The following is an 18,781-nucleotide window of genomic DNA, read 5'->3' as shown; positions in this document are numbered from 1 at the left end:
TGGAATGCAACGGCATGATCGCGGAAGGAGCGCTTCGCCTGCACATCAGCTACAGCGCGGAGCAGTACCGCCAAGCGACGATGGAGCGCTTCGCGCACGAGTTACAGATCAGCTTACAAGAGCTGCTGACCCATTGTGTCGCGCAGGAGAGGACAGAACTGACGCCAAGCGATCTGCTGCAGCCTGGCATTACGCAAGAAGAACTGGATGCGCTTATGCAGCGCAGCGAAGAGTTAGGCGAGATTGAAGATGTGTACGCGCTGACGCCGATGCAGCAAGGGATGCTGTTCCACAGCCGTCTGGATCCGCAGGCAGGAGCTTACGTGAACCAGATCCATCTGACCCTGCAAGGCGAGCTGCAGCCGGCAGCGTTTGAACAAAGCTGGCAAACCGTCGTGCAGCGGCATGCGGTGCTGCGAACGAGCATCGACAATCAGTGGCGAAGCGAACCGCTGCAAGTCGTGTACCGGAAGCGGCCGTTTATAATCACCTATCGCGATCTGACGATGCACGACGCGGGCGAGCAGGCAGCCTGCATAGCACAGTGGAAGTCGGACGACCGGAAGCAAGGCTTTGCGGTAGCGTCGGAGAGCCTGATGCGTGTGGCGGTGCTCCGCACAGGAGAGCAAACCCACGAGGTGATATGGAGCTTCCATCACCTGTTGATGGACGGCTGGTGCTTACCGCTGGTGATGGAAGAAGTATTGGGAATCTACAACGCCTTGCGCGCCGGAGAAGAGCCGCCGTTACGCAGCGTCCGCGCGTACCGCGACTATATCCGCTGGCTGTCCGAACAGGACGCGAATTCGGCACGAAGCTACTGGAAGGAGCAGTTGGAGGGCAGCGAAGCGCTATCTGCGCTGCCGAAGCGGCAGCGTCAGGCGCAAGGCTATGAAGCGAAACGCTTGAGCTGGAGCGTCCCTCAGGAGCAGAGCAAAGCCATCGCACTGGCGGCCACTGCGCACGGCATAACGGTAAGCACGCTGCTGCAAACGGCATGGGGACTGGTGCTGCACGCCTACAGCGGCGAACGGGATGCGGTATTTGGCGGCGTCGTTTCGGGCAGACCGGCAGACCTGCCTGGCGTAGAAGGGATGATCGGACTGTTCATCAATACGCTGCCTGTCCGGGTAACGTGCGAGGGCCGGGAAACGGTTGCGAACCTGCTGCGCCGCATGCAGGCGCAGGCGCTGTCTGCGCAAGGTTACGCCTACTATCCGCTGCACGAAATCCAGGCGCAGTGCGCCGGAACGAGAGAGCTGTTCGACCATATTTTTGTGTTCGAGAACTATCCGATGCAAACCGCGCAGGCGGAAGCGTCAGCGGATGCAAGCGGACTGGAAATTACGGGGGTTCAGGCGGACGAACAAACGAATTACGACCTGAATGTGATGATTCAGCCGGGAGAAGAGCTGCACATTCATTTCGACTACAACGGACAGGTGTATGAGAAAGGCACGATGGAACGCTTGCAAGGTCACTGGATGCGGATGGTGGAGCAGATCGTGTCCACCCCGAACGTGGCGGTAGAGAAGCTGGAACTGCTGACGGCGGAAGAGCGAGAAGAGCTGCTGGTGACATTCAACGATACGGCGGTGGAGCTGCCTGCGGAAGCAACGGTGCATGCGCTATTCGAACAGCAGGCTGCCCTGACTCCGGAGCAACCGGCGCTCGTAAGCGGAGAGGCCGTATGGACGTACGGCGAGCTGGAAGCGCGAGCCAACCGCATCGCTGGCTGGCTGCGTGCGCACGGGGTGAGAAGCGAAGACCGCGTCGGGGTGCTGCTCAGCCGTTCGCCGCAACTGATCGCAGCTCTGCTGGGCGTGCTGAAAGCTGGCGCGGCCTATGTGCCGCTAGACCCGGCGCTGCCGGCAGCGCGCATCGAGGGAATGATTCAGGATGCCGGTATCCAAATCCTGCTGAGCGAAGGGGCACAGACGGAAACGGTGGCAGACTGGGAAGAAACGCCGCTGCGGCATGTCCTGTTCTTGGATAAGGAACGTTTGACTGTTACGTGCTTGGATGAGGAACGCTCCGCCGTTACGGAAATAGCCGCTGCGGCTGTTGAAGGGAAGAAGGAACACTTGGCCGCCACGGATGCCGAAGGGCAGAAGAACTGCTTCGCCATGGTGAAATTCGCCTCTGCGGAAGAACTGGAAACCTATTCGCCGGCATCGGGATCAACAGATGTACAATCGGATGTACCGACAACGCCGATGAACAGCGCGTATGTGATCTACACGTCGGGCACCACCGGCAAGCCGAAAGGCGTGGTGGTGGAGCACCGGAACGTCGTGAACTTTATCGCGGGGATGGTGCGCTCGCTGCCGTTTGCGCCATCTGCGTCGATCCTCTCGGTCACAACGGTATCCTTCGACATCTTCGTGACCGAGAGCTGGGTACCGCTCAGTTGCGGGATGCAGATCGTTCTCGCCAATGAAGCGGAGCTTCAGGACCCTGCGCTGCTGGGCGATTTGCTGGAAGAGCATCCGGTACAACTGATGCAGACAACGCCTTCGAGGCTGTCGATGATGCTGAAGCAGGAGCACAGCGCTGAGAAGTTGCGCCGTATACCAGCCCTGTTGATCGGCGGCGAGCCGCTTTCCGCGGCGATGCTGAAGCAGCTTCGTGCGCAAACGAATGCGTCGCTGTACAATATGTACGGTCCGACGGAAACGACGGTATGGTCTACGTTTGAACATCTGAAGGAAAGCGAAGGAGAAAAAGTCAGCATCGGCCGTCCGCTGGCGAACACGCAGGCGTACGTGCTGAACGAAGCGCTGCAGTTGCAGCCGATCGGAGCCGTAGGCGAGCTGTGCCTCGGAGGCGCCGGGGTCGCCCGCGGATACTGGGCGCGCGAAGAGCTGACCAGGGAGAAGTTTGTCGATCATCCGTACCTCCCCGGGGAGCGGATCTACCGGACGGGCGATTTGGCCCGCTGGCTGCCGGATGGCCGATTGGAGCATTTGGGACGGATCGACCATCAGGTGAAGATTCGCGGGTATCGGATCGAACCGGGCGAGATCGAAGCACATCTGCTGCGAATCGACGGCGTCAAGGAAGCGGTCGTAACTGTTGCCGCTGGGGAAACGCAGGAACTGTGCGCCTATGTAACGGGCAGCGGTGAGCTCACGGCGCAGGCAATGAGGAGCAAGTTGTCGGCGGAGCTTCCGACTTACATGATTCCCTCGCACTTCATTCGCTTGGAGAAGATGCCGCTCACGCCAAACGGGAAGCTGGATCGAAAGGCACTGCCAACGCCGGAAGGGGCGCTGAGTACGGGAACGGAATATATAGCGCCGCGCACGACGACGGAAGCGAAGCTGGCGCAGCTATGGCAAGAGGTGCTGGGACTGGAGCGCGTAGGCATTCGCGATAACTTCTTTGACATCGGGGGCCATTCGCTCCGAGCGATGACGCTCGTATCGCGCATTCATCAGACGCTGGAGGCGGAGATTCCGTTAAGAGACGTGTTCCGTTGTCCGACAGTCGAAGAGCTGGCGCAGGCGATCTCCGGGTTGGAGCAGAAGGAGTACGCAGCCATTCCTCTCATCGAAGCAAGGGACTACTACCCGGTGTCATCGGCGCAGAAACGGATGTACATTTTGCAGCAGATCAACGGGGCAGAGCGTAGCTACAACATGCCGGGCATGCTAATACTTGAAGGAACGCTAAACCGCAATCGCTTCGAAGAGGCATTCCGCAGTCTCATCGATCGTCATGAGACGCTGCGCACAGGCTTCGAGATGGTGCAAGGCGAGCCGATGCAACGCGTGTACGAGACGGTCGACTTTGAAGTAGCTTTTTACAGGCTGGCTGGAATGAGGAAGAGACCATTATACGCGACTTCGTGCAGCCGTTCGACTTAAGCAAAGCGCCTCTGCTGCGGGTCGGTTTGATCGAATGGGCAGCGGATCGCCATTTGCTGATGTTCGACATGCATCACATCGTTTCCGATGGCATATCCATGGATATTTTGGTTGAGGAGTTTGTCCGCTTGTACAGCGGTGAGGAACTGCCTTCGCTGCGCATTCAGTACAAAGATTACGCGGTGTGGCAGCAATCTGAGGCCCAGAAAGAACAAATGAAACAGCATGGCTCCTATTGGATGAAAGTATTAGGCGGAGAACTGCCTGTGCTGGAAATGCCAACAGATTATGTACGTCCTGCGATACAGAAATACGAGGGCAGCTCTCTGGAATTCAAGATCGACTCAATGCAAAGGGATGCATTGCACCAGCTTGCCGCCCGAAACGGCGTGACGCTATATATGGTGTTGCTGGCCGTCTATAAAGCTTTTTTGCATAAATATTCGGGGCAGGAAGACATCATCATTGGTGTGCCGATTGCGGGGAGAACCCACAGCGACTTGCAAGGTTTGATAGGTATGTTTGTCGGGACATTGGCCATCCGCAGCTATCCAGCGGGAGAGAAGCCGTTTCTGTCTTATTTGAAAGAACTCAAGGAAACGATGCTGAGCGCCTATGAACACCAGGACTACCCGTTCGAAGAACTGATTGAACAGGTGCAAGTCAATCGAGACTTGAGCCGCAACGCGATCTTTGACACGATGTTTGTTTTGCAAAATACAGAAAGCAAGCCGTTTGGACTCGATCAGCTCCAGATGAAGCCATATCATACCGAGCATAAGACAGCAAAATTTGATTTAACCTTGCAGGCGGTGGACGAAGAAGCCGGAATAGCTTTCCATTTGGAATACGCAACTTCATTGTATAAGCTTGAAACCGTGCAGCGGTTTGCGAGACACTTTGTGCAGTTGATCGCCTCAGTGATCGAAAATCCGCAGGCGAGCCTTGCAACGCTGCAAATCGTGGCGGATGAAGAACGAGTGCAACTGATCAGTTTGTTTAACAATACCCAATTACCGTATCCTCGAGAGCTTGCGATCCATCAACGGTTTGAGGAGCAGGCCGAACGAACGCCACATGCACCTGCCGTTTTATTCGGGGAGAAGCAATGTTCCTATGGAGAGTTGAACGAGAAAGCAAATCGTTTGGCGCGGACGTTGAGAAGAGCCGGGGTTGAAGCGGAACAGTTGGTAGCCATTGCGGCTAAACGTTCTATTGAGATGATTGTCGGTATACTGGCAATCCTGAAAGCGGGAGGAGCCTACGTGCCGATCGACTCTCACTATCCGGAGGAACGCATACGTTACATGATGCAGGATGCAAATGTTCGCGTACTGCTAATCCAGAGCCATTTACAACAAACTGCCTTTGCTGCTGAAAAGGTTGTGCTTCTCGATGACGAGCTAGCATACGACCAAGATGGTACCAATCTGAAGTCGCTCACAGGGCCGACTCATCTGGCGTACGTCAACTATACTTCGGGCTCTACAGGAACTCCCAAAGGAGTCTGCGTCACACAGCGCGGGGTTGTACGTCTTGTTGCCCAAGCAAATTACGTAGACATCTGTGAAAGTGACGTCTTTCTGCAAGGGTCAACCATTTCCTTCGATGCTGCGACATTTGAGATTTGGGCCAGCTTGCTGAATGGAGCGTCTTTAGCGCTCATGCCTCCAACCGGCTTGTCGCTGGAAGATTGGACGCAAGCGATACGGAAGTATCAGGTCACGATTGTATGGCTAACGGCAGGATTGTTTACGGTTATGGCTGAACATCAACTCGAAGGATTGGCAGGGGTCAAGCAATTGCTCGTGGGGGGCGATATTGTATCGAAACCGCATGTGAAAAAAGTTTTGGAACGCTACCCGAACCTGCGATTAATCAACGGGTACGGCCCGACGGAAAACACAACGTTTACATGCTGCCATACGATCAGCTTGGAGGATATGGATCGATCTACCATTCCGATCGGTCGTCCAATCAGCAATACACAAGTGTATGTGCTGGATCGAGCAGGCATGCTGTTGCCTCTGGGCGCGGTGGGAGAGCTGTATGCGGCTGGAGACGGCGTAGCTCGCGGTTATTTGAATCTGCCTGAACTGACAGCGGAGAGGTTTGTAGACAATCCGTTTACACCAGGTGGAAAAATGTACCGAACAGGCGATCTCGCTCGCTGGTTGCCAGACGGTACCCTCGAATACGTGGGACGAACGGATCAACAGGTAAAAATTCGCGGGTACAGGATCGAAATTGGAGAAATCGAGGCGTTGCTTGGACAAATCGATGCTCTGCGCGAAGCCGTTGTGATCGCAAGGACTGCTGAAAACGGGGAACGGCAGCTATGTGCGTATGTTGTAGCCGATCGGAAACTGGCTGCAGGCGAACTGCGAGAACACTTAGCTCAGCGATTGCCAAATTATATGATTCCTGCGTACTTCGTGCAGATCGATCGGATACCGCTGACGGCAAATGGTAAAATCGATCGAAAAGCGCTGCCGGCGCCGGAAGAAAACCTTCTGGCTGCGGCTGAATATGCAGCGCCCCGAACTCGCGTCGAAGCGCAGCTCGTGAACATTTGGCAAGAAATACTTGGTCTTGACCGCGTAGGTGTGCGCGACAACTTTTTTGAAATCGGCGGTCACTCTTTGCGCGCTACGACCATGGTGAGCCGTCTGCACAAAGAACTGCAAGTGAACGTACCGTTGCGGGATGTATTCCGGTTCTCTACCATCGAGCTGCTGGCCGAGGCCATAGCAGATAGAGAGCAGCAGACGTTCACTGCTATCGAACCTGTCGAAGAGCAGGCGTATTATGCAGTGTCTTCCGCGCAAAAGCGGCTGTATATCTTGCACCAGCTCGAAGAAACGGGACTGAGCTACAATTTGCCTATAGTGCTGGAACTTCAAGGAGCGCTTGACCGGCAGCGGTTTGAATCCGCGCTTCACAAGCTCATTGCCCGTCACGAGACGCTGCGCACAAGCTTTCACATGGCAGAAGGCGAGCCTGTACAATGTGTTCATCATGAGGTTGGTTTTACTGCGGAATACGTGCAAGCAAGCGAAACGGAAGCCGCGGAAGCTGTTCGGACATTTATTCGCGCCTTTCATCTGGAGCTGCCGCCGATCTTGCGCGTCAGGCTGATAGAGCTTGCGTCTGAACGCCATTTGTTCGTGCTCGACATGCATCACATCATTTCCGATGGCGTATCGATGGGCATTTTGGTAGATGAATTTGCTCGCTTGTATGAAGGGGAAGAACTTCCGCCTCTGCGTATTCAATACAAAGACTACGCGGCATGGCAGCAGTCCGAGACGCAAAAAAAGCGCAAGCAGCAGGAGGAGGCCTATTGGTTGAATAGGTTCTGTGGGCCTATTCCAGTTCTGGAGCTGCCGACCGATTATGTCCGGCCTGTGGTACAAAGCTTCCAGGGAGAAGCACTGTCATTTATGCTTGGGAATCCGCTACGCCAGAGCTTGAAACGGATAGCGGCAGAAACCGGATCGTCTCTGTATATGGTACTGCTGGCGATATATACAACCTTGCTGCATAAATATTCGGGTCAAGAGGATATTGTTGTTGGTACGCCGATTGCAGGCAGATCACATAACGACTTGGAGTCACTGGTGGGTATGTTTGTGGGCACGTTAGCGATACGCAGCTATCCGGCAGGCAACAAAACATTTTTATCGTATGTAGAAGAAATAAAAGAAACGATGCTTGATGCCTACGAGCACCAAGGCTATCCATTTGAAGAATTGGTCGAGAAGGTGCAGGTCAAAAGGGACAGAAGCCGCAACCCGATTTTCGATACGATGTTCGTTCTGCAAAATATGGAGCAAAGAGATTTGCAAATCCAGGGCTTGCACATCCAGCCCTATGCAATCGAACATTCCGTAGCGAAGTTTGATCTCACCTTCCAACTGGTAGAGGTGGAGAACGGAATCTCGTGCAGCATCGAGTACGCTTCTTCCTTGTTCAAACGAGAGACCATTGCGCGGATGGCGAAACACTTCGAGCAGTTGATTCATGCGGTTACGGCAAATCCTCAGGCACAGATTGCGTCGTTAGAGATCCTAACTGCGGAAGAGCGCGCACAGCTTGCGGCAGGATATGCGACAGCTTCGGAATATCCTCGAGAAGCAACGGTATACCAATTGTTCGAGCGGCAGGCGGAAAAAACGCCAGAAGCGGTAGCCATCGTTCATGAAGAAGAGCAAGTGACATACAGAGAGCTGAATGCCCGTTCCAATCGCTTGGCAAGGACATTGCGGGCAGCCGGCGTACGAGCGGATCAATTGGTCGGCATTTTGGCGGATCGGTCGGTGGAAATGATCGTCGGCATACTAGGTGTGTTAAAAGCCGGAGGAGCTTACGTGCCGATTGATCCGGAGTACCCGGAACAACGCATTCGTTACATGTTGGAGGACTCCGGTTCGCAAGTGCTTCTCACGCAGCATCATTTACGGGCTCGCGTACAGTTTGAAGGAAAGCTTATCGATCTAAACGATCAGGCCGCCTACAGCAAAGATGAATGGAATCTCGAGCCGGTATCAAGCGCCAACGACCTTGCTTATGTGATTTATACATCGGGAACGACAGGAAATCCGAAGGGAGCAATGATTACTCATCAGGGCCTGACGAATTATTTATGGTGGGCGAAAAACGTATATGCTGACGGAGAAAGGCTGGATTTCCCGCTGTACTCTTCCATTTCCTTCGACTTGACGGTGACATCCGTATTTATGCCTTTGCTTACAGGAAGTCTGATTCGGATTTATAGCGGGGAAGACAAAGCGCTATTAATTGAGCGGATTGTAACTGATAATCAAGTCAACATTGTCAAGCTGACGCCTGCTCATTTAAGTTTGATCAAGGAATTGAAGGTCACGCCCGGATCGAACATCCGAAAGCTGATTGTCGGTGGAGACAATCTTGGCACAGATCTAGCGAGAAGCATCCATGACCAATTCGGTGGAGAAATCGAGATATTCAATGAATACGGCCCGACAGAAACGGTTGTCGGCTGCATGATTTATCGATACGATCCGGCAACCGATACGAGCGGTTCGGTTCCTATTGGCGTACCGGCTGCGAATGTCAGCATCTATTTGCTCAATTCTGATGGCAAGCAAGTTCCGATAGGGGTACCAGGAGAAATCTATATTGCTGGAGATGGAGTCGCGAGAGGGTACCTCAACCGCTCTGACTTGACGGCTGAGAAGTTCGTAGACCATCCACTCGTTCCTGGAAAGCGAATGTACCGCACAGGAGACTTGGCAAAAATGAAGGCTAGCGGAAACTTGGAGTATTTGGGTCGTGCAGACGACCAAGTGAAAATACACGGCTTCCGCATTGAGCTGGGCGAAGTGGAAGCCGCTCTGACGAAAGTGAAGGAGGTGAAGGAAGCGGCGGTTATTGCTCGCGAAAATGAAGCGAAGGAGAAGCTTCTATTCGCATATGTCGTAGCGGATACCGAGCTTGTGGCCGGAGAACTGCGGAGAGCCTTATCCAAGCAGCTCCCAGCCTATATGATTCCGACGCGATTCGTGCAACTGGATATGCTGCCGCTTACAGCCAATGGCAAAGTCGATCGCAGAGGCTTATCTCATATACAGCTCAATGAGCCTCTTCAAGCAAACTATACAGCGCCAAGAAATGCGTTAGAACAAGCGCTTGCCGACATTTGGCAGGAGATTCTCAACTTAGAGAGGATCGGCATTCACGATAACTTCTTCGATGCAGGCGGTCATTCTTTGAAGCTGATTCAAATGATTGGTGAAGCTCGCCGTAGATTGAATGTGGACATATCGTTTAGTGCCGCCTTCGCTTACCCGACGGTTATGGAACTCGCTGATCACCTTCAAAGCGGAATCAGTTCAGACGATCTAGCGAAGCAGCCAACGGAAGGAGTGTCCGTGTGGAACGGAAACGATGCAAACGGCATAACCTTGCATTGTTTCCCGCCTATCGTCGGATTTGGTCAAGTATTTACGATGCTGGCGACATTACTGCGAGATACGGCTGCTATTTATGCCTATGATTTTATTAGCTGTGAAGATGCAGCCTCATACTTTGCCCAAAGCGTTCACAAGCTGCAGCCTCAGGGCCCGCTTTATTTGTTGGGTTACTCTGCCGGAGGTAATCTGGCATTTGAAGTGGCCAAGCAGTTGGAACAACAAAATCGCGAGGTAGCCGGCATCATTATGCTTGATGCCTACCCAAGAAATTCGCATACCTTGGACATGCCGCAAGAAGAGTACCTGGAGACGCTACAAGAAGAAATTTCTCTATTTCTACGTTATGTTCCAGGACTAGACGCAGAAGAAGTGAGACAAAACATAACGGCTTACAAGAATTGGATCGATAATATGGCAACGACAGGAGAAGTTCGGGCAGACATTTATCTGATTCAATCGTCAGAAGCAACAGGCGAAGTAGAACGCGGATGGACGTCCTGGAGCGAGTTAACAACTGGACAGTTGCACTTCTATTCAGGAAACGGCAAACACGAGCAGATGCTGGAAAGAGACTATGCTCCAACAAACGCATCTATCATAAAAGCGATTTTGGAAAACTCCAAAGCTTACAAGTAAAGAAAAGTTGACCATTGCATGTAAACGGGTACCCATAGACTGGACACTAAGAAAAAAAGGTGTTCAGGCTGTGGGTATCTTTTTGTATAACGAAGTAAGCACGGAAGGGATGACATGAGTAAGAAACTTTTTAGCGAAGCAGACCGTGAACTTTTGTCAATGAACAAATATGTAAGGAAAATTAGCGAAAAATCATAAATTATCATTTTCATTGAGACATTATTTTACGAACATACAAGGGGGGTTAGGCCTCATACTTGCAGCTTTTTTACATAGAAAATAGGAGTTGCTTCCGGAGTTTTTGAAGAGTTGACTTAGAGTTATTTTATGGTATTATAACAATATGAGTACTGAAAATACTAAATTGGTACTCTAGGTACGTGGGGGATAAGCAGAGGAGAAAATGAATGGCAGTAACTATGATTTGTTTCTTACCTATCGGGATGACATTGATGATGGAATTTTTTTATAGTCGGTATGACGCTATATCATTTGGGCTGATGATCGACGTGAGGAACCATTTTGCGTCCAGTATTCAATTTCACGTTCAACGATAGATTACTATCTAACTTGGAGAGACAGAAAGGAAGATGACCATGGCTGAGAAACAATTGAACAAACATGGAGGTAACATTCTGATATCCGATGATGTCGTCGCCACAATCGCTGGTCTAGCTGCGCTTGAAACTCCAGGAATTGCTGCTATGTCAGGCGGACTGTCGGATGATTGGGTAAAGATGTTGAGTGGCAAGAACTTGCAAAAGGGGGTGTCTGTCAAGGTAGGTGAAGTTGAAGCTGCTATAGACTTGCGAGTTATTGTTGTGTACGGTATGAAAATTCATGAAGTGTGTCACCAATTGCAGGTAAACATCCGCGATGCAGTTCAAAATATGACTGGACTTAGCGTTGTAGAGATTCATGTAAAGGTAGAGGAAGTCTCTTTCAAAGATGAGGAGTTGAAGGAAATTCAACGAATTAGCAAATAGACACTGATATGCAATATTAATGGATAAAAACAATAGGTGAGGTGTAACTATATGTTGGATCCGCGACTCACAAATTTAGCTAATATGCTTGTAAACTATTCTACAAAAGTGCAAAAGGGAGACAATGTATTAATAGATTCAACTGGAATCGACACATCTTTGACAAAAGAACTTGTGAAAGCCGTGCATAAAGCAGGTGGGCACCCATTCGTAAATCTGCGCGAAAACGCTGTACGACGCCAGCTTTTATTAGAGGGGACTGAAGAACAGTTTAAGACCTGGGCTGAAATTGAAAAATATCAGATTGAAAAAATGCAAGCTTGTATTGTTGTCGACGGTGGGCAGATCAACGAGATGTCAGATGTACCCGATGACAAAATGAATCTGTTTTCTTCATTATACCAGCCCGCTATGATGGAGGTGTTTACATCCAAATGGATCTATCTCCGTTATCCGACTCCTTCTATGGCTCAGCTGGCTAATATGAGTACAGAAGCATTTGAAAACTTCTACTTTGATGTTTGCGCGGTGGACTATGCCAAAATGGCACGTGCAATGGAACCTTTGATCGAATTGATGGAGAAGACAGACCGCGTTAAAATCCAAGGGCCAGGTACGGAGCTTACTTTTTCGATCAAAGGTATTCCGGCGATATCGTGTGCCGGTGATAACAATATTCCGGATGGAGAAGTGTATACTGCTCCGGTTCGTAACTCTGTGAATGGAGTTATCACGTTTAACATCCCATCACCTTATCAGGGATTTACATTCGAAAATGTCCGACTGGAGTTTAAAGATGGGAAGATCATTCATGCGACAGCAAATAACACCGAGCGGCTAAACAATATCTTAGATGCGGATGAAGGTGCACGTTACATAGGGGAGTTTGCAATTGGGGTAAATCCAGCCATCAGGGAACCAATGCAGGATATTCTGTTCGATGAAAAAATCGATGGCAGCTTTCATTTCACACCGGGGCGATGCTATGATAATGCATCAAATGGGAATGAGTCAGCAATCCACTGGGACATGGTGATGATCCAACGCTCAGAGTATGGCGGTGGAGAGATTTGGTTTGATGATCGACTGATTCGAAAAGACGGACGTTTCGTGATTCCAGAACTGGAAAAGCTAAACCCCGAAAATCTAAAGTAGTTCAAACGGTGGGTGATCGTTCCTCCGCTGAAGGCACAAATGGCTGAATGTGATTGAACAGGGCTAACTTGGTTGCAGAGTTTGACCCCAAGGAGATAAAGAGTTACACTTTTCTAGTACCTGAAGTACTATAAATGGATCTATGGGTACTACTCTTGGTTTGAGGTGAACTAAGGATGAAAGAACGGATTGCCAAAACTGCTATCGCGCTATTTCATGAAAAAGGAATCAAGTTTACAATGAATGATTTGGCGCGCGAATTAGGTGTAAGCAAAAGCACGCTGTACGAGCATTTCCCGTCCAAGGACGAACTTATAGGTTATGTGGTTCAGCAAGTTAACGAAGAAACGGAAAGACGTTTTCGAGAAGTGATCCAAGATACGAATTTGACCATATCTGAAAAATTAAAAGGGATACTCTTGATTGTCCCTCATGATTTTCAGAACAGCTATGTACGCTTACTGGTCGAACTTCGGCGGTACTACCCCGAACGGTGGAGGGAAATGGAGCAAGCCATTAATGATGAGTGGGATATCATTACTAGCCTCATTGAAGAAGGCATCCATAATGGTGATTTTCGTCCGATGCATATCCCAACACTGATCCAAACCCTCAATTTCTTAATGAAATCGATTTTCGATCAGCGCAATTTAGCTTCCAGCCAAATTACGGTGCAAGAATCTCTTTCCATGATGGTAGATATCATATTGAATGGAATTAGGAAGTGAACGAAGCGCCCATTCGTTAGAGCTGAGAAAAACAATGCTTACAGGTTGCCGTTCTTCTCAGCTTTCTTGTTTTCGTGGATTCATTTAGAGCAAATTTATGCTATATGATAACGTTTGTACTCAAAATAATAATATAGTACTTATAGTACTTATAGTACTTGGGTGGAAATGAAGAAAGGTGGGAGAATCCGATGGGATTTTGGGAAATCAGTTTGATCTTTGTTAATTTCGTCCTTCTGGGATGGACTCTATTTGCAGGATGGAAGGCAAAACGGTGGTCTGTCACCGCCTTGACGGTTGCATATGGTGTTCTTATCGTACAGCTTATCGCTGAAGGTTTTCGTTGGCAGATGATTCCGGCTTATTTGTCCCCAGCTATATTGACAGTATGTTATCTATTGGCTAGGAGCAAAGAGAGGCCCAAAAATAGAATTACGTTCACGGTTCGTACATTGTTGCTTGTCATCTATTTGTCTGTAGCGGTCGCGATGCCTGCACTCATGCCTGTATCTTTATTTCATAAACCGACCGGCCCATTTATGGTCGGCACAACGCTGTATCATTGGGTTGATAATCAGCGGGAGGAACTTTTTACAAAAGATCCGAATGACCGGCGCGAGCTAATGGTACAGATGTATTATCCTGCAGGTGATAAAGGCGAGGGGAATCGCGATCCCTTTATCCGCAATGCGCATGAGGTTGTAAAGGGACTGGAAGCAGATTTGTCCCTCCCGGCATTCGTACTAGGCCATCTGAATGTGGTGAAATCGAATGCGTTCACGGAAGCCCGGCTCTCAGACGCGGAGAGTCGTTATCCCGTATTGATCTTCTCCCATGGGTTGAACGGTTTTCGCAATCAAAATACGTTTCAAGTCGAAGAGTTAGCAAGTCAAGGTTATATCGTCTTATGTATCGATCATGCCTATGACGCTGCGGCTACCGTCTATCCAGACGGTCGAACCGCATATTTTCAGTCTGCTAATCTAACTGAACTTGCTGAAAGAGATCGCCATATCAAATTATGGCGGGAAGATACCGCTTTTGTACTAGATCAAGTGGAGAAGCTTAACCGAGGCGATATAGACGACCGCTTTACGGGAAGGATCGACACCTCTCGAATCGGAATGTTCGGCCATTCTTATGGTGGCGCTACCGCTGCGCAAATGCTTGTGGAAGACACCCGCATCCAAGCAGCTATTAATATGGATGGTCTGTTGTATGGGTCGAATGTGCCAGATACGGGAATCGGCAAACCGATTCTGCTCATGAGTGCAGGGATAATCGATGATCCACTTGAAGATATCAAGGTAATCAACAACCGCAACGAGCGTGCGCTTGCCGGTGGTGGCATGTCGATGGTCGTTCCTCACACGGATCATACGAGCTTCACTGATTTTCATCTGATTTCACCTTTATTGCGAAGCCCAGGCGAAGATCCGCGGTACGTTCATCGTATTATCAACGAGTTTAGCCTCGCTTTTTTTGACCTTTATGTGAAACAGACAGGCGACAGCTCAGCACTAGAAAGGTTGGCCGCAAAATACCCGGAAGTTAATTTTAAAGTGAACTGAAAGGTAGGGGAAATAATCAAAAAAAGGAGAGGACAAACATGAAAAAAACAGGAGTACTTATCTTAGCGGCCGCAATAGGATTAGGTTTTAGCAGCAATGTACATATTCCGGTTGCTATTGCAGCCGAGTCGACTCCGACCATCCTGCCGATCAATTTAGCTGTAGACGGGACGGTAACCGCAAGTGGTGAAAATGGGTCGCATGAAGGCAAGGAAAAAGCGTTCGATCAGTATATTTTTTCGAAGTGGTTAACATTCAATACTCCAGCATGGCTGCAATATGAATTCACGAGTGCCAAGATCGTTAACTCGTACTCCATTACAACCGCGGATGATGAGCCGGGGAGAGATCCAAAAAGCTGGGTGTTAAAAGGATCCAATGACGGGATTGTCTGGGATGATCTGGATACACAGCAGAATCAAAGCTTCACCTCCCGACATCAAACGAAAACCTATTCATTTGCCAATACGGCTGCTTACAAATTTGTAAAGTTTGATAACTTTGCTAATCAGTACGATGACGGCGGGATGCTGCAGTTGTCCGAAATTAAGCTATTCGGTGATGATGTGCAGACTTTCAGCACGATCAAGCCTACGGTTACTGCCAGCGGAGAAAATGCGCCAGACGATATCAAGTCGAATCTGGTTGACGGATCAAGCAATACTAAGTGGCTAACTTGGAACAATACGGCATGGTTGCAGTTCGACTTTGGCGAACAGGTTATGATCGATGGTTACGCGCTTACGTCGGCTAAATCGTACAACAATAGTCCCGATGCTGATCCGAGAAGCTGGGTACTGCAGGGATCCAATGATTCTACCAACTGGACGGATTTAGACACGAAAAGCGATGAGAACTTCAAGCTTCGTCATCAACGTAAACATTACTTATTGAATAACAATACAAATGCCTATCAATACTATAGGCTCAACAATATCCAAAATCATAGCGGCTACGCTCTGCAAGTAAGCGAAGTTGAATTTTCGCGCACGAATGACATGTGGCATACCGAGAACCCGATCATCGAAGTTCAGAATCTTGCGGGCTACAGTTTATTCGATCAAGCGCTACCCAATGCCCAGCAAGAAATTTTGACGATCTTGCGTAAATTAAATGAAATTTTATACAAGAGTCCGGCAGAAATGCCGGTTAGAGTAAAGAAAATTCTAGTGGAAATCGTAGACACCCCTGGAGTTGCCTGGATGTCAGGAGACAATGAGTTAAAAACGCTAGGTATCAGTTCTCAGTATCTCGCAAGCTTCGCAGCTAATAATCCCAACAACTCATTACGAGATGAAATTATTGGAATCCTTTACCACGAATTGGGTCATGCTTATCAATATAGCGACTTTGATGTGGAAGCAGTAGCTGATAGCTTGCGTTACGATACGGGTTATCATAATCGTTATGGTATCAGCCCAGGTGGAACTTGGTCTAGCAATGGAACAGCGAACTTCATTCGCTGGATTGAAGATACGAAACATCGCGGGTTCATTCGTGCTTTAAATGCGGAAAGAATTCCTTATGGCATGAATGAGCAGCAAATTCAATTGTGGAAAGAAAGTCAATTTCAATCGATTACTGGCATAGACGTGAATACCCTATGGTCTCAATATCAACAATCACTTTCTAATCATTGATTGGGTATTTCAGTTGCAAAAGAGGTGATAGGCGGCCCTTACATGGAAAAGTAGGGGGCGCTTTTCTGTTTACATTACATTTCTTCCCCAATTTGAGTGATCCAGCACTCTCCATCTCCGGCTTAACCCATCTAACCCTTCATCTCAATGATGCTCAATAGTAGTCACCTCGGTTGCATGTTTCCTTACACGATAAAGGTCAAAATTTTACCCACACAAGGTCATAATCCATCCTTTGTTCTCCCTTGTCTGCCGCTTATGATGAAGTCAACAAATTATAAGCTGAGGTGACATAAAAAGTGGAAGAGACAAAATCAAGTTATCAGCTTCCAAAACAGCAGGCGGAGAGCGGAGTGAAAAAATTTTGGTCGCCACGGAGAAAGGAAGCATTAGTTGGTTGGCTGTTTTTACTGCCTGAAATTGTGGGCATGTTGATGCTTAATGTATTTGCCCTTGGGTTTTCGTTGTATTTAAGTTTTACGGATTGGGATTTACTGTCTGGGGTATCAGGTATTAAATTTGCCGGTTTGCAAAACTACATTCATCTATTTCAAGACCCGACCATTTGGAAGGCATTATACAACAACTTAGTGTATACGGTGTTAACCGTTCCAATTCCGATTGCGATTGCGCTTGTGCTAGCGGTCGTTATTCATAGTAAAGTCTACTTTAAGGATTACTTTAAAGTCGTATTCTTCATACCTTATATTTCTTCGATTATTGCTGTGGCAGCAGTGTGGAGCATTTTGTTCCACCCATCGCTAGGCCCAATCAATCAATTTCTAATGGATCTTGGTATATCGAATCCTCCGAAATGGCTCGTTGATCCGAAAACATCACTCATCGCGGTCGCCATAATTAGTGCGTGGGCAGGGCTCGGTTATACGATTATTATTTATATGGCGGGACTGTCCAATATTTCCGAAGAATTATATGAAGCGGCAGAAATTGATGGGGCGACAGGGTTGAAGAAGTTTTTCAATATCACGATTCCGCTGCTCCGTCCAACGACGTTCTTCTTGCTTATTACGATGCTAATTGGTTCATTTAAAGTGTTCGATATTATTTCGTACTTGACCGAAGGCGGACCTGATAATTCATCAACGGTCATTGTATTCCGTATTTATCAAGAAGGCTTTGTCAACTACAATATGGGCTATGCATCTGCAATATCTTGGCTGTTATTTGCGATTATTGGTCTGATAACAGCGGCAACGTGGAAGATGCGTCAAGAAGAATCATTTTAATAGAAAGGGAGAATATGATGCTAACCTTACGTAATAAGATTTCTAAAATTATCGCTACCGTGTTAATGGGAGCATTGTCCATATTTTTCATCTTTCCATTATTATGGATGGTATCGTCAGCGTTTAAATTTGAAAAAGATGTGATGCGCTTCCCGATTGAATGGATTCCATCCGCAACCAACTTTATCAATAACTTTAAGGCAGTATGGATGCAAAGGGTACCGTTTGGTCAAATTTATGTAAACTCCATTAAAGTGGCGATTATCGTTACTATACTTTCGCTACTTATATCAACGATGGCAGCTTATTCATTTACGAAACTACAATTTCGCGGCAGAAACCTCGTATTTGCCATGCTGCTAGCCATGATGATTATTCCTGATCAAGCGACGCTCATTCCTCGCTTCATGCTGATTCGTTGGCTAGGACTATATGACACCCATGGAGCGCTAATATTGATGGGTATGTTTTCGATTTATTTTACATTTTTGTTGCGTCAATTTATGGCCGGAGTGAGTGATGATATTTTGGAAGCTGCTAAAATTGATGGTGCAGGGCACCTGCGTTCCTTCACTTCAATTATGCTTCCGCTCTGTCAACCTGTGATAGCGACGGTGGCGATTATTAAGTTCATCTGGTCGTGGAATGATTACCAAAATCCGTTAATCTTCTTGCAAACGAAATCATTGTATACCGTTCCGCTAGGCATGACATTGTTTAGGGATGATTATACGACCAACGATGCGATTATGATGATGGCGTCAGTGTCGGCGATTATTCCTCTGCTGATTGTGTTTATTGTTTTGCAGAAACAAGTTATCAGTGGGATTGCTCTTGGTGGTGTGAAGGGGTAAGCAAATCAGACTCGTGGTAAATCCGTAGGCATCTTTTAGTTTAGAGTCTTCAAAGAGGTCAAAATCGTTATCGTACAAGCACAAAATTATACACGCAAGCAAGTATTAAACGATATATACTGTCTGTAAGCGCTAACAATG

The 18,781-nt window shown here is 48.5% G+C and carries 9 protein-coding genes; all 9 read left to right on the top strand.

Translation table 11 applies throughout. The features are described from left to right. Positions 1–14 precede the first annotated feature (14 nt). The 9 genes from ACQ5BJ_RS07420 to ACQ5BJ_RS07380 all read left to right on the top strand — a co-directional run bounded on the left by ACQ5BJ_RS07420 (position 15) and on the right by ACQ5BJ_RS07380 (position 18,640). Entirely contained in the window at positions 15–3,869 is a 3,855-nt protein-coding gene (locus ACQ5BJ_RS07420; RefSeq protein ID WP_430109379.1) for an amino acid adenylation domain-containing protein, read from the top strand. Continuing rightward, positions 3,851–10,459: an amino acid adenylation domain-containing protein gene (locus ACQ5BJ_RS07415; protein WP_430109376.1), complete on the top strand. Its 6,609-nt coding sequence runs from the start codon at positions 3,851–3,853 to the stop codon at positions 10,457–10,459. The genes ACQ5BJ_RS07420 and ACQ5BJ_RS07415 overlap by 19 nt, the downstream gene beginning before the upstream one ends. A 596-nt stretch (positions 10,460–11,055) precedes the next feature. Next, positions 11,056–11,445 carry an Asp23/Gls24 family envelope stress response protein gene (locus ACQ5BJ_RS07410; protein WP_005546179.1) on the top strand — a complete coding sequence of 130 codons (390 nt, stop codon included), beginning with the start codon at positions 11,056–11,058 and terminating at the stop codon, positions 11,443–11,445. A 51-nt stretch (positions 11,446–11,496) separates the two neighbouring features. Continuing rightward, positions 11,497–12,600, top strand: a complete 1,104-nt coding sequence (locus ACQ5BJ_RS07405; protein ID WP_005546181.1) for an aminopeptidase — start codon at positions 11,497–11,499, stop codon at positions 12,598–12,600. 176 nt (positions 12,601–12,776) lie between these two features. Then, entirely contained in the window at positions 12,777–13,328 is a 552-nt protein-coding gene (locus tag ACQ5BJ_RS07400) for a TetR/AcrR family transcriptional regulator (RefSeq protein WP_005546183.1), read from the top strand. Positions 13,329–13,519: 191 nt separating this feature from the next. After that, positions 13,520–14,899, top strand: coding sequence for an alpha/beta hydrolase family protein (locus ACQ5BJ_RS07395; RefSeq protein WP_430109373.1), 1,380 nt, complete (start codon positions 13,520–13,522; stop codon positions 14,897–14,899). Positions 14,900–14,937: 38 nt separating this feature from the next. Continuing rightward, positions 14,938–16,539 (top strand): basic secretory protein-like protein, encoded by a 1,602-nt coding sequence (locus ACQ5BJ_RS07390; RefSeq protein WP_430109370.1) that lies wholly within the window; start codon positions 14,938–14,940, stop codon positions 16,537–16,539. A 299-nt stretch (positions 16,540–16,838) separates the two neighbouring features. Then, complete coding sequence (locus ACQ5BJ_RS07385; RefSeq protein ID WP_005546188.1) at positions 16,839–17,786, top strand: carbohydrate ABC transporter permease; 948 nt, start codon at positions 16,839–16,841, stop codon at positions 17,784–17,786. 17 nt (positions 17,787–17,803) lie between these two features. After that, positions 17,804–18,640, top strand: a complete 837-nt coding sequence (locus tag ACQ5BJ_RS07380; protein ID WP_005546189.1) for a carbohydrate ABC transporter permease — start codon at positions 17,804–17,806, stop codon at positions 18,638–18,640. Positions 18,641–18,781 lie beyond the last annotated feature (141 nt).

Source organism: Paenibacillus sp. B1-35, assembly GCF_050474385.1.
Lineage (GTDB): Bacteria > Bacillota > Bacilli > Paenibacillales > Paenibacillaceae > Paenibacillus_B > Paenibacillus_B alvei.
The sequence above is the reverse complement of the archived record's forward strand: the minus strand, read 5'-3'. Positions and strand labels throughout refer to the sequence as shown.

What these genes read in the sequence shown, in the direction of transcription:
- ACQ5BJ_RS07420 (WP_430109379.1), top strand. Translation starts at nt 15, where the DNA reads ATGATCGCGGAAGGAGCGCTTCGCCTGCACATCAGCTACAGCGCGGAG.
- ACQ5BJ_RS07405 (WP_005546181.1), top strand. Translation starts at nt 11,497, where the DNA reads ATGTTGGATCCGCGACTCACAAATTTAGCTAATATGCTTGTAAACTAT.
- ACQ5BJ_RS07395 (WP_430109373.1), top strand. Translation starts at nt 13,520, where the DNA reads ATGGGATTTTGGGAAATCAGTTTGATCTTTGTTAATTTCGTCCTTCTG.
- ACQ5BJ_RS07410 (WP_005546179.1), top strand. Translation starts at nt 11,056, where the DNA reads ATGGCTGAGAAACAATTGAACAAACATGGAGGTAACATTCTGATATCC.
- ACQ5BJ_RS07380 (WP_005546189.1), top strand. Translation starts at nt 17,804, where the DNA reads ATGCTAACCTTACGTAATAAGATTTCTAAAATTATCGCTACCGTGTTA.
- ACQ5BJ_RS07400 (WP_005546183.1), top strand. Translation starts at nt 12,777, where the DNA reads ATGAAAGAACGGATTGCCAAAACTGCTATCGCGCTATTTCATGAAAAA.
- ACQ5BJ_RS07390 (WP_430109370.1), top strand. Translation starts at nt 14,938, where the DNA reads ATGAAAAAAACAGGAGTACTTATCTTAGCGGCCGCAATAGGATTAGGT.